The organism is Leifsonia sp. EB41 (assembly GCF_041262565.1).
In the GTDB taxonomy this organism is placed as follows: Bacteria; Actinomycetota; Actinomycetes; order Actinomycetales; family Microbacteriaceae; genus Leifsonia.
In genome coordinates, this window is sequence record NZ_JBGCCJ010000001.1 from 1,869,120 (window position 1) to 1,883,424 (window position 14,305).

12 protein-coding genes are annotated in these 14,305 nt (G+C 72.0%); 10 read left to right on the forward strand and 2 right to left on the reverse strand.

All coding sequences use genetic code 11. The features are described from left to right. Positions 1-2: 2 nt before the first annotated feature. Entirely contained in the window at positions 3-317 is a 315-nt protein-coding gene (locus ABH923_RS09125) for a chorismate mutase (RefSeq protein WP_370055044.1), read from the reverse strand. A 93-nt stretch (positions 318-410) separates the two neighbouring features. Here ABH923_RS09125 and ABH923_RS09130 point away from each other — a divergent pair, with 93 nt between their 5' ends. The 4 genes from ABH923_RS09130 to ABH923_RS09145 all read left to right on the forward strand — a co-directional run bounded on the left by ABH923_RS09130 (position 411) and on the right by ABH923_RS09145 (position 3,993). After that, the gene (locus tag ABH923_RS09130) at positions 411-851 is read left to right on the forward strand and encodes an SRPBCC family protein (protein ID WP_370055045.1); all 441 of its coding nucleotides are present in this window, start codon (positions 411-413) and stop codon (positions 849-851) included. Then, entirely contained in the window at positions 848-1,288 is a 441-nt protein-coding gene (locus tag ABH923_RS09135) for a MarR family winged helix-turn-helix transcriptional regulator (protein ID WP_370055046.1), read from the forward strand. The genes ABH923_RS09130 and ABH923_RS09135 overlap by 4 nt, the downstream gene beginning before the upstream one ends. A gap of 54 nt (positions 1,289-1,342) precedes the next feature. Further along, positions 1,343-2,626 (forward strand): GNAT family N-acetyltransferase, encoded by a 1,284-nt coding sequence (locus tag ABH923_RS09140; RefSeq protein ID WP_370055047.1) that lies wholly within the window; start codon positions 1,343-1,345, stop codon positions 2,624-2,626. A 131-nt stretch (positions 2,627-2,757) separates the two neighbouring features. Next, positions 2,758-3,993, forward strand: a complete 1,236-nt coding sequence (locus tag ABH923_RS09145) for a Fic family protein (RefSeq protein ID WP_370055048.1) — start codon at positions 2,758-2,760, stop codon at positions 3,991-3,993. A 13-nt stretch (positions 3,994-4,006) separates the two neighbouring features. Here ABH923_RS09145 and ABH923_RS09150 read toward each other — a convergent pair whose 3' ends face one another. Next, positions 4,007-5,293 carry an adenylosuccinate synthase gene (locus ABH923_RS09150; RefSeq protein ID WP_370055049.1) on the reverse strand — a complete coding sequence of 429 codons (1,287 nt, stop codon included), beginning with the start codon at positions 5,291-5,293 and terminating at the stop codon, positions 4,007-4,009. Between ABH923_RS09150 and ABH923_RS09155 the strand changes: the two genes are divergently transcribed. The 6 genes from ABH923_RS09155 to ABH923_RS09180 all read left to right on the forward strand — a co-directional run bounded on the left by ABH923_RS09155 (position 5,274) and on the right by ABH923_RS09180 (position 14,265). Further along, a complete protein-coding gene (locus ABH923_RS09155) occupies positions 5,274-5,945 on the forward strand; it encodes a hypothetical protein (RefSeq protein ID WP_370055050.1) in 672 nt (223 codons plus the stop codon). The two genes, ABH923_RS09150 and ABH923_RS09155, sit on opposite strands and share 20 nt — an antisense overlap. A gap of 84 nt (positions 5,946-6,029) precedes the next feature. Then, a complete protein-coding gene (locus tag ABH923_RS09160; protein WP_370055051.1) occupies positions 6,030-8,981 on the forward strand; it encodes an MMPL family transporter in 2,952 nt (983 codons plus the stop codon). Between the two features lie 12 nt (positions 8,982-8,993). After that, a complete protein-coding gene (locus ABH923_RS09165; RefSeq protein ID WP_370055052.1) occupies positions 8,994-10,910 on the forward strand; it encodes a YhgE/Pip domain-containing protein in 1,917 nt (638 codons plus the stop codon). 45 nt (positions 10,911-10,955) lie between these two features. Further along, positions 10,956-11,648, forward strand: coding sequence for a TetR/AcrR family transcriptional regulator (locus ABH923_RS09170; protein ID WP_370055053.1), 693 nt, complete (start codon positions 10,956-10,958; stop codon positions 11,646-11,648). Continuing rightward, positions 11,645-12,367, forward strand: a complete 723-nt coding sequence (locus tag ABH923_RS09175) for a hypothetical protein (protein ID WP_370055054.1) — start codon at positions 11,645-11,647, stop codon at positions 12,365-12,367. The genes ABH923_RS09170 and ABH923_RS09175 overlap by 4 nt, the downstream gene beginning before the upstream one ends. A gap of 2 nt (positions 12,368-12,369) precedes the next feature. After that, complete coding sequence (locus ABH923_RS09180) at positions 12,370-14,265, forward strand: YhgE/Pip family protein (RefSeq protein WP_370057329.1); 1,896 nt, start codon at positions 12,370-12,372, stop codon at positions 14,263-14,265. Positions 14,266-14,305 lie beyond the last annotated feature (40 nt).

Below are 14,305 nucleotides of genomic sequence, written 5' to 3' on the forward strand. Positions count from 1 at the left end.
CCCTAACGGCCGTTCTCGGAGGCGATGCGCTCGTGGTGGTGGATGACCTCCGCCACGATGAAGTTGAGGAACTTCTCCGCGAACGCGGGATCGAGGTGGCTCTCCTCGGCGAGCACCCGGAGTCGCTGGATCTGCTCGCGCTCACGATCGGGGTCGGCGGGCGGGAGGCCGTGCTCGGCCTTCAGAGCGCCGACCTGCTGGGTGAACTTGAACCGCTCGGCGAGCATGTGGATGACGGCCGCGTCGATGTTGTCGATGCTCTGCCGGATGCTCCGCAGCCGCTCCAGCGCCTGCACGGTCGACTCGTTCTCAGCCATGCTCCGACCCTACCGGGCGGAGGGTTGCGCAGACGACGACACGGGCTTACTCTATGCATAGATGATCTACCCATAGAGCAAAGGAGTCGCATCATGTGGACCACCCAGGAGACCGCCGTCACCGCGCTTCCCCGCGACCACGTCTGGGAGGCCGTCCGCGACCTCCACACCGGGGAGCTGACCTACGACGGCGCCGACCGCTTCGAGCTCCACGGGCCGTTCGCCGTCGGCACCGAGCTGACCGTGACGCCCGACGGGCAGGACCCCATCCGCTCCCGCATCGAGGTGCTGGAGGAGGGCCGCAGCTACGCCGACGTGACCGACCTCGGCGACGTGCGGCTGACCTTCCGCTACGACCTGGACGACGATGCTGCCGGCACGCGCGTTCGGTACTCGCTCACGATCGACGGCCCCGCTGCCGACGCGGTCGCCCCCGAGCTCGGCCCGCAGATCAGCGCCGACTTCCCCGAATCCCTCGCCGCCCTGCTGGCCGAGGCGGAGCGCAGGGCGGAACAGAGCAGACTGGACGCATGACGGACTTCCCCGAGGGACCTGCGACCAGCCCGGGCTTACTCCTCTGGCACGCCACGCTCCGCTGGCAGCGCGCGATGGTGGAGGCGTTGCGGCCGCACGACCTCACGCACGCGCAGTTCGTGCTGCTGGCCTCCGTCTGGTGGCTGAACGGGCAGTCCGAGAGCCCGAGCCAGGCGCGGCTGTCCGAGCAGACCGGCTCGGACCCGCGGATGACCTCGGAGGTCGTGCGGCGACTGGTCGCCAAGGGACTGGTCGAGCGCACGCCGGACCCGGCGGACAGCCGCGCGAAGGTGCTGCGCGTGACGGCTGCGGGCGCGGCAGCGGCGGAGGCGGCCATCGGGTCGGTCGAGGCTGCGGACGCGGCGTTCTTCACGACGGCGCAGGAGGCTGCGCCCGGCGCGCTGCTGCCGGTGCTGCACGCGATGGCGGGGCGCTGACGCGGACCCTGACGGTCCTATTGCCCCGTCGCACCGCCCCGATACGGTGGAGCCATGACCCAGACGCACCTCACCGCACCCCTGGACGAGCGCTCGACGGCCGACTTGGCGGAGGCCGGCCTCCGGCTCGCCCTGGTCGAGCCGGCGGACACCGCAGCCCTCGACGCGTGGATCGTCGCGGACATGCGCGGCTTCCACGGCCGCCGGCCGTCGGCGGAGGTCCTGGAGGAGGCGCGGACGAGCTTCGGCGGCCGGCGCACGACGGCCGTCTACGACGAGGGCGTGAGCACGCCGGTCGGCACGGTCAACTCGTGGGTCGCGCCGCTCACCGTCCCGGGCGGCGGCAGCCTGGACTCCTGGGCGATCAGCTCCGTGACGGTCGCGCCGACGCACCGCCGCCGGGGCGTCGCAACCGCACTGCTCGGGGCGGAGCTGCGGACGGCGCACGCGCTCGGCGTCCCCGCCGCCATCCTCACCGTCTCGGAGTCCACGATCTACGGCCGGTGGGGCTTCGGGCCGGCGACCTTCGCGACCGGGTGGAGCGTTGACGCCAAGCGGGTCCGCTGGACCGGCGCGCCGACCCCTGGTCGGCTCGCGTTCACCACGCCCGACGAGTACCGGGAGACCGGCCGCGCGGTCCTGGCGGAGGCCATGACGCTGCGCCACGGCGAGATCGGCCTCGAACCGTACCTCGCCGACCGCCTGATGGGCCCGCTGAAGGGCGACGACGACGCGGCGCGGTACCTCCTGGTGCGCTACGACTCCCCGGACGGGCGACCGGAGGGCTTCGTCAGCTACGTGGTGCGCGGGGGTGAGGAGGACTTCTCCCGTCACGTCGTGGAGGTGAACTACTTGGCGGCCGCGACGGACGCCGCGCTCACCGCCCTCTGGCGCTACCTCCTCGAACTGGACCTCGTGGCCGAGGTGAAGGCCTGGACGCGCGGCGTTGACGAGCCGGTGCAGCTGCTCGTGCAGGACATCCGCGGCGCCCAGATCACGAGCGTCCAGGACCACCTCTGGGTACGCATCCTCGACGTCCCGGCGGCGCTCACCGCCCGCCGCTACGAGAGCGACGGCGACCTCGTGCTGGAGGTGACCGATGGGCTCGGCTTCGCCGGCGGGCGCTACCGGCTGATCGTGGAGGACGGCGAGGCGCGCGTGGAGTCGACCGCCGACGCCCCGGACGTCACGCTGCCGGTCGAGGCGCTCGGCAGCGTCTACCTCGGGCACGACCTGGCGCGCGGGCTGGCGCTGGCGGGACGCCTCCACGGCGACGCGGAGGCGCTCGATCGGCTGTTCCGGACGTCGGTTCCGCCGCGGCTCAGCACGTGGTTCTGAGGAGTGGGAAGCGGAACAGTGGATTCGTTATTCCGGGTTGATGAGTGAAAACCGGAATAACTGCTCGCTTATTCCGGGTTGTGGTGGTTAACTCGGAATAACGGCGGCGTTATTCCGGATTGGCGGTCACCATGAGCGATGAGAGCGATTGGATTCCGCACGGCCTCGAGACCGTCCCGTGGCGAAGCAGGAGCGGACGCGGCTCGCGCGCCGACCGGACGCTCATGTCCGTCGATGCGACGATCCCGCCGTTCATCGCCGACCAGGTTTACGCCGGTGACCCCTCCGTCCAGGTCGCGCAGGAGTCCGCCATCCGCGCCCTCGCCGCACTCGACGCCGACACCGGGCCGGGAGCCGGAGCGATCTCCGCATTCCTGATCCGCACCGAGTCGATCGCCTCCTCCAAGATCGAGCACATCGAGGCCACACCGGAGGACTTCGCCCGCGCGCTCGCCGGTGTGCGGGCGAATACGAGCGCCACCGCGATGGTCTCAGCGTCGCGCGCCATCACGCGGATGGTCGACGACGCAGGAACCACGGGACGGATCACGCTCGAGGCGATGCTCGACGCACACAGGACACTCCTCGCCGACGATCCGAGCGAGGCGCACTACGCCGGCCGGGTCCGCGACATGCAGAACTGGATCGGCGGCAGCGACTTCTCGCCGATCGGCGCCGATCACGTCCCGCCCACCTCCGAGCGCGTACTCCCGCTTCTCCATGACCTCGTCGCCTTCGCCAACCGCGACGACATCCCCGTCGTCGCACAGGCAGCGATCGCTCACGCGCAGTTCGAGTCGATCCATCCGTTCACCGATGGCAACGGGCGCATCGGCCGCGCCCTGATCGGTGCGATCTACCGGCGCCGGGGGATGACGTCGATCACGACGCCGCCGATCGCCTCCGCGCTCGCCGCCGACCAGGACGGCTACTTCGACCTCCTGACCGCATACCGCCGCGGCGTGGCGACGCCGATCGTGCGCGAGCTGGCCGACGCCACCAGGATCGCGGCGGAGGAGGCGCTGGAGTCCGTGCGCGTCATCCGCGCGCTCCCCGGCGAGTGGGCGGCTGCGCTCTCACCCCGTCCGGGCAGCGCCCTGGCGGCGGTCGTCGACGGCCTGCTCGACAGCCCGGTGTTCGACGCCGAGTCGGTCGAGGACCGGATCGGGCGATCGACGTCCGCGACCTACGAGGCGCTCGAGCGGGTGGAGAACGCCGGGATCACGCTCCGCATCACGAACCGCCAGCGGAACCGCGTCTGGGCCGTCACCACGATCATCGACGAACTCGGATCGCTCGACTGGCGGATCGCCGCGCGGGCACGCCGCCGCAGCGATCCGGAGCTCCAGGCGCTTCTCGGCGCCTGACTGAGCGGAGCCCCTAGTCCACCAGGTCGTGCCGCACGACGATCTCGTCGCGGGCCGGGCCCACGCCGATCGCCGAGATGCGGGCGCCGGAGATGGCCTCCAGGGCGAGCACGTAGTCCTGGGCGTTCTTCGGGAGGTCCTCGAACGTGCGGGCGCCGCTGATGTCCTCGGTCCAGCCGGGGAACTCCTCGTAGATCGGCACCGCGTGGTGGAAGTCGGTCTGCGAGGACGGGACCTCGTCATGGCGCACGCCGTCGACGTCGTAGGCGACGCAGACCGGGATGCGCTCGATGCCGGTGAGGGTGTCGAGCTTGGTGAGGACGAAGTCCGTGACGCCGTTGATGCGGGCCGTGTAGCGCGCGACGGGAGCGTCGTACCAGCCGGTGCGGCGCGGGCGGCCGGTGGTGGTGCCGAACTCGAAGCCGCGCTCGCGGAGGAACTCGCCCCACTCGTCGAACAGCTCGGTCGGGAACGGGCCGGCGCCGACGCGCGTCGTGTACGCCTTCACGATGCCGATCACGCGGTCGATGCGGTTCGGGCCGATTCCCGAGCCGGTCGCGGCGCCGCCGGACGTCGAGCTGGAGGAGGTGACGAACGGGTAGGTGCCGTGGTCGACGTCCAGCATGGTGGCCTGGCCGCCCTCGAAGAGCACGTACTTGCCGTCCTCCAGCGCCTGGTGCAGCAGCAGGGACGAGTCGACCACCATCGGCCGCAGCCGCTCGGCATAGCTCAGCAGCTCCTCGACCACCTCGTCCACGCCGATGGCGCGGCGGTTGTAGACCTTCACCAGCAGGTGGTTCTTCTGGTCGAGCGCGCCCTCCACCTTCTGCCGCAGGATGTTCTCGTCGAAGAGGTCCTGGATGCGGATGCCGACCCGGTTGATCTTGTCGGCGTAGGTCGGGCCGATGCCGCGGCCGGTCGTGCCGATCTGGCGCTTGCCAAGGAAGCGCTCCGTCACCTTGTCGATGGTGCGGTGGTACTGCGTGATCACGTGCGCGTTGGAGCTGACCTTGAGGCGGGACACGTCGACGCCGCGCGCGATCAGCCCGTCGAGCTCCTGGAACAGCACCTCGAGGTCCACGACGACGCCGTTGGCGATGACGGGCGTGACGCCCTCGGTCAGGATGCCGGACGGCAGCAGGTGCAGCGCGTACTTCTCGTTGCCGACGACGACCGTGTGGCCGGCGTTGTTGCCGCCGTTGAACTTGACGACGTAGTCGATGCGGCTGCCGAGCAGATCGGTTGCTTTGCCTTTGCCTTCGTCGCCCCACTGGGCGCCGATGATCACGATCGCGGGCACGTTTCGTCCTCTCGATGGTCGGGAGTGCGTCGGCGCCTCGCGGACGACCGTCGCACTCGATCCTATCGCGACGCGTTTTGCCGGGCCGTCGATGGGGCGGGGAGGCTGCGATACTGAGCCCGTGATGCCTGAGAACGTACCGGGAGCGGCATACTCCGTCGTCTTCACCCCTGCGAACGTCGCCGACCTCCAGCGCGATCTGGCGCGGTGGACGTTCACGCGCCCGAGTTGGGTGGGGTTGTTCTGTGCCACCCTCGTCGGCGGCGGCCTCGCCGTCGTGGGCGGTTCCGCCATGGCTGCGGGACTTCTCGTCGTCTTCGGCATCGTCCTGATCGCGGCAGAGGCGCTGATCTTCCTCCTTCAGTACCGCGCGCTGGTCCGGGCTGTGCGCACGACGTTCGCGGTCGGCAGCGAGCAGCGGCTCACTCTGGGTGCGGACACTCTGACTTTTGAGGCGCCGTCCCTCCGCACAGAGGCCGACTACACGCTCTTCGCGTCGCTCACGACGACCCGGACGGCCGTCCTGCTGTCCAGGAAGGCGGGCAGGACCCGCGCGATCATTCCGCGCGTCTTGATCGACGATGACGGGATCTCGGTCTTGTCCCAGCGAATCGCGCCTGCAAGCCAGGCGCGCCCGCGGGCCTCCCACTAGCTGGGGGATCCACCAGGGGCGGTCAGCGGCACGTCCCGAGACGGGCATTGTCTCGAACCTGAGCGAAGCTCTACATTGGCCCCGATGTCGTCGCTCCTGTACCTGCTGGGCCGCGCCGCCTTCCGGGCGCGCAGACGCGTGCTGGTCATCTGGCTTGCTGCGCTCGTGCTGCTGCTCGGAGGCGCGGCGCTCCTGAGCAACGGGACCGACAACACTTTCAGCATCCCCGGCACCGAGTCGCAGGAGGCGCAGGACGCGCTCGCGCGCACCTTCCCGCAGGTCAGCGGCACCTCGGCGCAGCTCGTCGCGGTCGCGCCGAAGGGGACGGACGTGCACGATCCGGCGTTCCAGTCCGCGGTGGAGTCGTCGGCGGCGACGATCGCGAAGATCCCGCAGGTCACGTCGGCGGCCTCCCCGTACAGCGGCCCGTCCACGGGCAACATCGCAGCGGACGGGTCGGCCGTCATCGTGCCCGTCCAGCTCTCGGTCGCGCAGACCGCGGTGCTGCCGTCGACGTCCGCGGCGATCCAGAAGGCGGGCAGCGACCTGGAGGCCGTGCTTCCGAAAGGGTCGCAGGTCGCGGTCGGCGGGCAGCTCTTCTCGCAGACGGTCGCCGGGATCAGCGTCACCGAGCTGCTCGGGATCGTCGTCGCCTTCGCGGTGCTGATCGCGACCTTCGCGTCGGTGATCGCGGCGAGTCTCCCGCTCATCACGGCGCTGCTCGGAGCCGGGCTGTCGCTGGCGCTGATCTTCGCGGCGACGCACTGGCTGACCATCGCCTCCACGACGCCGCTGCTTGCGCTCATGCTCGGGCTGGCGGTCGGGATCGACTACGCGCTGTTCATCATCTCCCGGCACCAGGAGCAGCTCAAACACGGGATGACGCCCGAGGAGTCCGCCGCGCGCGCGGTCGCGACTGCAGGTTCCGCGGTGGTGTTCGCAGCGGTCACGGTGATCATCGCGCTGGTGGGGCTGAGCGTGGCGGGCATCCCGTTCCTCACGACGATGGGGGTGGCTGCGGCGCTCGCGGTGACGATCGCGGTGCTCATCTCGATGACCCTGACGCCGGCGCTGCTCGGGTTCGCGGGGATGCGGGTGGTCGCGAAGCGGTACCGGGTCGCGCCTGCTGTGGAGGACGAGGGTGCGGAGGAGGCGGAGGACGCACACGACGATGACGGCGCCGCCACGGTGGATGACGCACACGACCATGACGCCGCGGCCACGGTGGATGACGCACCCGATGACGACGCACCGTCGGACGAGCCGTCACCTCCACCACCTCCACCTCCACCACCCGCTCCCAAGCCCGTCACCCACCCCGTCGCCGGCTTCTGGGTGCGCCTGGTCACTCGCATCCCGATCCTCACCGTCCTCCTCGTCGTCGTCCTGCTCGGCCTGGTCGCCCTCCCGGCGGCCACCCTCCGGCTCGCGCTCCCGGACGCCGGCTCGCTCGACGAGCACGAGCCCGCCCGGATCGCCTACGACCTGATCGCCGAGCATTTCGGTCCCGGGTACAACGGCCCGCTGATCGCCACCGGCTCCGTCATCGGCAGCACCGATCCGGTCGGACTGATGAACGACCTGGGCGCGGAGCTGAAGACCGTGCCCGGCGTCGCGGCGGTGCCGCTCTCCACACCGAACCAGCCAGGAGACACGGGCATCGCGCAGGTGGTCCCGACCGGCGCTCCCGACTCCGAAGCGACGCAGGAGCTCGTCGCGAAGCTCCGTTCGATGCACGACCACTTCCAGCGCGAGTACGGCATCGACCTCTCCATCACCGGATACACGGCGGCGGGGATCGACATCTCCTCCCGGCTCGGCGGGGCGCTGCTGCCGTTCGCCCTCCTCGTCGTCGGTCTCTCGCTGGTGCTGCTGGCGATCGTGTTCCGGTCGATCGTGGTGCCGGTGACGGCCGCGCTCGGCTACCTGCTCAGCATCGGCGCGGCCTTCGGCGTGACCAGCCTGGTGTTCATGAGCGGCTGGCTCGCGGGGCCGCTGGGGGTCGCGCACATCGGCTCGGTGATCAGCTTCATGCCGATCATCGTGATGGGCGTGCTGTTCGGGCTGGCGATGGACTACGAGGTGTTCCTGGCGAGCCGGATGCGGGAGGAGCACATCCTCGGCGCGGACACGAAGGACTCCGTGCACAAGGGCTTCCAGGGGTCGGCGAAGGTGGTCACGGCCGCGGCGGTCATCATGTTCGCGGTGTTCGCGGCGTTCATCCCGGGCGGCGACGCACAGATCCAGCCGATCGCGCTCGGCCTCGCCGTGGGCGTCGCGGTGGACGCGTTCGTCGTGCGGATGACGCTCATCCCGGCCGTGCTGGTGCTGTTCGGGAGGGCGACCTGGTGGATGCCGCGCTCGTGGGACCGCGCGCTGCCAGTGCTCGACATCGAGGGCGAGGGCGTGCAGGCGGAGCTCGACGCGGCCGGGTGGCCCGAGCCGGGGACGGTGTACGCGCTGGCGGCGGACGGCGCACGAGCCGGAGGGTCGGGAGCGCTCGACGCGCTGGTCCCGCCGGGCGGGGCGATCGTGGTCACCGGGCCGGGCCACACGGCGCTCGCGCTGGCGATCGCGGGACGCGCTCCGCTGACGGCGGGACGGATGAAGGTGGACGGCCTGCTCCTGCCGGTGCGGCGGTCGTCGGTGCGGGCGCGGGCGGGGGTCGCGCGGCTGGACCGGGCGGCGGACCCGATCGCGGCGGTGCGGGATGCGGCGGAGGGGCGGCCCGCGGTGGTCGTGGTCGACGGGGCGGAGGCCGTGGTCGGAGAGCAGCGGCGCCGGCTCGCTGAGGAGCTGCAGCGGGTGGCGGACGCGGGAGCAGCGGTGGTGCTGGCGGCGACGGCGCCGGAGGGGGTCGCGGACGTGCTGCCCGTCGAGGCCCGCGGCGACCATTCTCCCGATGTCGACGCGCCAGAGAACGAGGCACCCGCCACACCTCCCGACCCTTCCCATCCCCGCCACGCCCAGCCCCAGCCCACTACCCCCGACGAGCGCGGCGACGACGCCACGCTCGACTCGCACCTTCCCTCCTGACGGGAGCACACCATGACCGATCCATCCGCCGGCCGGGCGCCGTTCGGCGCGCGCGCCGGGACCGAGCGCACCCGCGTGATCACCCTGGTCGGGCTCGCCCTCGCACCGCTGCTGGTGGTGGCCGTGCTCGGCTGGGGGCTGTTCTCGCCCGTCCAGCACCTCGACCGGGTGACCGCGGCCGTGGTCAACGACGACACCCCGGTGACCCAGAACGGCAAGACCATCCCGCTCGGGCGGCAGTTCGCCGGGTCGCTCATCGCGGGAACCTCCACGGTCTCCGCCTCCGGGAGCACGAGCCCGACCGAGGCGCCGCCGTCCACCGACGCGACGAACTTCACCTGGGTGCTGACCAACGACAAGGACGCGGCCTCCGGGCTGGCGAGCGGCCAGTACGCGGCGGTGCTCACCATCCCGTCGTCGTTCTCGGCGGACGCGACCTCGATCGGAGGCGCTGCGGCGAGCGCGAAGCAGGCGAAGGTGACCGTGCAGACCAGTCCGGCGTCGGCGCTGGTCGATCCCGCTCTGGCCGCGGCGGTCACGCAGGCGGCGACGGCCGCGCTCGACCGGCAGCTCACCATCCAGTACCTCCAGAACGTATACGCGGGCTTCAACACGATCGACCAGCAGATCGGGTCGGCGGCGACGGGTGCAGCCTCGCTCTCGTCCGGTGCGGCCACGCTGGCGCAGGGGACGCAGTCGCTGGCGAGCGGGGCCGCCAGCCTCGCGTCGGGCACCCAGTCGCTGGATGCCGGCGCCCAGTCGCTCGCAGCGGGGCTCGACACCCTGAGCGCCAAGACGCAGCCGCTTCCGGCGCAGACCCAGCAGCTCGCGGCAGGGTCCGCGGCGCTCGCGGGCGCGGCGGACCAGGCGTCGGCGGGTGTGGGCTCCGCGACGAACCAGTTCGCACAAGTGGTCGCACAACTCTGCGCGACGGGTCCTGCTGTGCTGTGCGCCCGGGCCACAGCCGCCCTCGGCACGCTGCAGCAGGCGAACAGCGGGCTGTCGGCCTTCGCGCAGGGCTCGGACGCCGTCGCCTCCGGCAATGCCGCCCTGGCGAGCGCGATGCCCGCGGTCGTCGGCGGGATCGACGCCTCCGCGTCGGGAGCGTCGCAGGTCGCCTCCGGTGCGGCGCAGACAGCCTCGGGTGCGGCGTCGGTGAGGTCGGGCGCCGCGTCCGCCGCATCCGGAGCGGACCAGACGGCGCAGGGCGCGGCCCAGCTCGCCTCCGGCCTGGCGCAGGCGACCCAGTCCATCCCGACCTACAGCGACGGCGACATGACGACACTGTCCGCGGTCGCAGCGCAGCCGGTGGTCGCGGTCCAGAAGGCTCCGCCGACCGGAGTCGGGACGCTGCCGCTCTACGCGGTCCTCGCACTCTGGCTCGGCGGGATGGCGACCGCGCTCGCCCGCCGGGCCGTGCCGACCCGGATGCTGCTCACGACGACACCCTCCGCATGGATCGCGCTGCGGTCGTCCGGGATCGTGGCGCTGATCGGGGCGGCGCAGGGCGTCGTGGTCGCGGGCGCCGTGCAGTTCGGGCTGGGCCTGCGACCGGACGTGTGGCTCGGCTTCGCGCTGGCCGCAGCCTTCATCGGCGCGGTGTTCGGAGTCCTCAACCAGGCGCTGGCGGCGGCGTTCGGGGGCGTCGGCCGCCTGGTGGCGCTGGTCGTGGGGATCCTGGCGCTGACCGCGGGCCTGTCGTCGACCGTGCCCGCGGCGCTGACGTCGCTCGCGGCCGCCCTGCCGACCGCGCCGGCGCTGGCGATGCTGCGCGCGGCGGCGAACGGAGAGGTAGGAGCGGCGTTCGGCGCGACCGGGCCGCTGCTCGTGTACGCGGTCGGGGCGCTCGCGCTGACGCTGGCGGCCGTCGCGGCGCGGCGCAACGTGCGGGTACCGAAGGTCGCCGAGGGGAGAGCGGTCGCGGCGTGATCGCTTAAGTTGCACACTCGTGTGCAAGAAGAGTACGATCGTCGTATGCCCACCACCCCTGCGCCCGACCCCGCCACGCCCGCACGCGCACCTCGCCGCGACGCGGCCGCCAACCGGGAGGCCCTCCTGGTCGCTGCCGCGGCTGCGCTCAACGAGGACATCGACGCCTCCCTCGAGGCCATCGCCGCCCGCGCCGGGCTCAGCCGCCGCTCGGTGTACGGCCACTTCGCCAACCGCGACGAGCTGCTGATCGATGTCTTCACGCGCGGCGCCGCCCGTCTGGCCGCGCTGCTCGACCCGGTGTCGCATCCCGACGCCCGGGTCGAGATCGCGCTGTTCGGTGCGACGCTCTGGGCCGAGGTGGAGCACATCCGGGTCAGCGCCGCCCTCGCCGTGCGCGGGCCGCACCGCGAGTTGGTCGGCAGTGCGCTCGACCCGGCGCGCGAGCGGCTGCGCGAGACGGTGGGCCGCGGAAAGGCGGACGGCACCATCCGCGCCGACCTCGACCAGGAGACGGTGACGCGGCTCATCGAGCACGCGGCCGTGTCCGTGCTGGACGAGGCGACACGCGCGAAGCTCTCCGACCGCGACGGGCACCGGCTGGTCATCCTGGCCGCGCTGTCCGCCGCGGGCATGGGCTGGCGGGAGGCCGGCGACCTGCTGGCGGGCACGCCGGAGCTGGCCTTCGACGCCGTCCAGGGGACCTCGCAGGCCACGACGGAGGCGACAACCCGATGAAGATCACCCTCGACTCCGTCACCAAAGGCCCGCGCGACGCCGCCCTCCCCGCGACCTCCGTCACGTTCGAGACGGGCCGGGCCGCACTCTCCCGCGCCGAGACCGAGCAGCGGCCGACCGTGCTCGGGCTGATCGCGTCCGGGCGTATGCGGCCCGACTCCGGCACGGTCGCGATCGACGGGCGCGCCGATTTCGGGGCCATGCGCCGGCGCATCGCGCTGGTCGACGCCCCCGACGTCTGCGAGCCGGCACCCGACGTGACGGTGGCCGGGATCGTCGCCGAGGAGCTGATGTTCGCCGGCCTCGCCTCCCACCCGCTCGCCGTACGCCGTCGCCTCGTCGAACTGGGCGGCGCCGAGTACGCGCGGTACGCGATCGGGACCGTCCCGCCGACCGTGCGCATCCGTCTTCTCACCGAGCTGGCGCTGCTGCGGACGGGCGTGGAGGGCGTCGTGATCGTCTCCCCCGACCGGCACGGCGGCGACCCCGTGGAGTGGTGGCGGTTCGCGCGCGAGCTCGCCGGGCGCGGCATCGCCGTGCTCGTCGTCGCGGGCGACGCCTCCGCCGCGGCCATTGCGGCGTCCGCGCTGGTGTCGCGGCAGTTCACCGGCGACGAGACCGACACAACACCTCAGACCTTTGACGAAGACCCGGGCCGGGACGACACCGACGATCTCCCTGACCTGATCATGACCGAGCCGTCCGTGGAGAACGCATGAAGATCCGCATCCCCCAGATGATCGCGGCCGAGTTCCGCCGCCTCACCGCCAGCCCCATGTCCATCGTGGCGCTCATCGCACTGATGTGCGTCCCGGTGCTGTACGGCGGCCTCTACCTCTGGGCAAACCAGAACCCGTACGCGAACCTCGACCGCATCCCCGCGGCGATCGTCGTGGACGACACCGGGACGACCGTCGACGGCAAAACCGTGAACTACGGCAGCCAGGTCGCCGACCAGCTCATCCAGGACGGCTCGTTCCAGTGGCACCGGGTCGCCTCGGGCTCGGCGGCGTCGGGGGTGGACGACTCGAAGTACGACTTCAGCATCACCTTCCCGTCCGATTTCTCGACGGCGCTCGCCTCGGCCTCCGGCACCACGCCGCAGCGCGCGATCGTCACGCTGACGACCAACGACACCAACAGTTATCTCGCGTCGACGATCGGGACCCAGGCGGCGGAGAAGATCCGCACCTCCATCGTGAAGCAGGTGAATCAGGAGGCCGCCCAGCGGTTCCTGCTCGGCCTCGCCGACATCCGCTCCAGCCTGGTGACCGCGCAGGACGGCGCCGCCCAGCTCGTGAGCGGCAGTGCGAGCGCTCAGAGCGGCGCCTCGCAGCTCGCCGACGGGACCGCCCAGCTCGCCGGGGGCTCGCAGACGCTCGCGGGCAAGCTCGGCGACCTCTCCTCCGGGGCGGCGCAGGTGCGCGACGGTGCGGCGAAGGTCAGCGCGGGCGCCGCGCAGGTCTCTGCAGGCAACGACCAGCTCGCGGCGAAGGCGACCCAGGCCGGCCAGGCCGCGGCGCAGCTCGCCGTCCAGGCGCCCGCCGCCGGGCAGCAGCTCATCGCGCAGCTCCAGGCCTCGCACGTCGACCCGGCCGTGATCGCGCAGGTGGAGGCCGGCCTCAGCGGCATCGACCAGAAGGTCCAGGCCGGCAACACCCAGATCCAGTCGGCCGTCGGCCAGGTGAACCAGCTGGCCGCCGGCTCCGACCAGGTGGCGGCGGGGGCGGCACAGGTGTCGTCCGGGGCGTCGCAGGTGGCCGCCGGGGCGTCCCAGGCGCAGGCCGGCGCCGCCCAGCTCGCGAGCGGCGCCAGCGCGGCGGCGACCGGCGCGGCGCAGCTCCGGGACGGACTCACGACCCTGCACGACGGCACGACCCAGCTCCACGACGGGCTCACGAAGGGCGTCGCGCAGATCCCGGACAACTCCCCCGCCCTGCAGAAGAAGCAGGCGTCCACGATCGCCGACCCGGTGAACCTGAAGAACGACTCGGTCACCTCGGCCGGCACCTACGGCGCGGGACTCGCTCCGTTCTTCGTCGCGCTCGCGGGCTGGATCGGCATCTACGCGCTGTTCCTGATCATCAAGCCGGTGTCCCGACGGGCGATCACCGCCCTCCACTCGCCGGTGAAGATCACGCTCGCGGGCTGGCTCACGCCGGGCCTGCTCGGCGCTGTGCAGATGATCGGGCTGTTCGCGATCGTCGCGGGAGCCCTCGGCTTCGGCATCCACAACCCGCTCGGGATGTTCGGGATGATGGCGCTGGCGTCGGTGACGTTCGCCGCGATCATCCTCGCGCTCAACGTCTGGCTGGGCAGCGTCGGGCAGTTCCTCGGGCTCGTGCTCATGGTGCTGCAGCTCGTCACCGCGGGAGGCACGTTCCCGTGGCAGACGCTGCCCGGTCCGCTCGCGGCGCTCCACCACGTGCTGCCGATGTCGTATGCCGTGGACGGCATACGCCAGCTCATGTACGGCGGCAACCCCGCGACGGCCTGGGCGGACGCGGGTGTGCTCGCGGTGTGGATGCTGATCGCGCTGCTGGTGTCGGCGATCGGGGTGACGCGGATGACGCACTTCCGGACGCTGCGGGACCTGCGGCCATCGCTGATCGGCTGAGGCGCGGGGCGTCGGCGCGAGGCGTCGGCGCCCGGCGCTA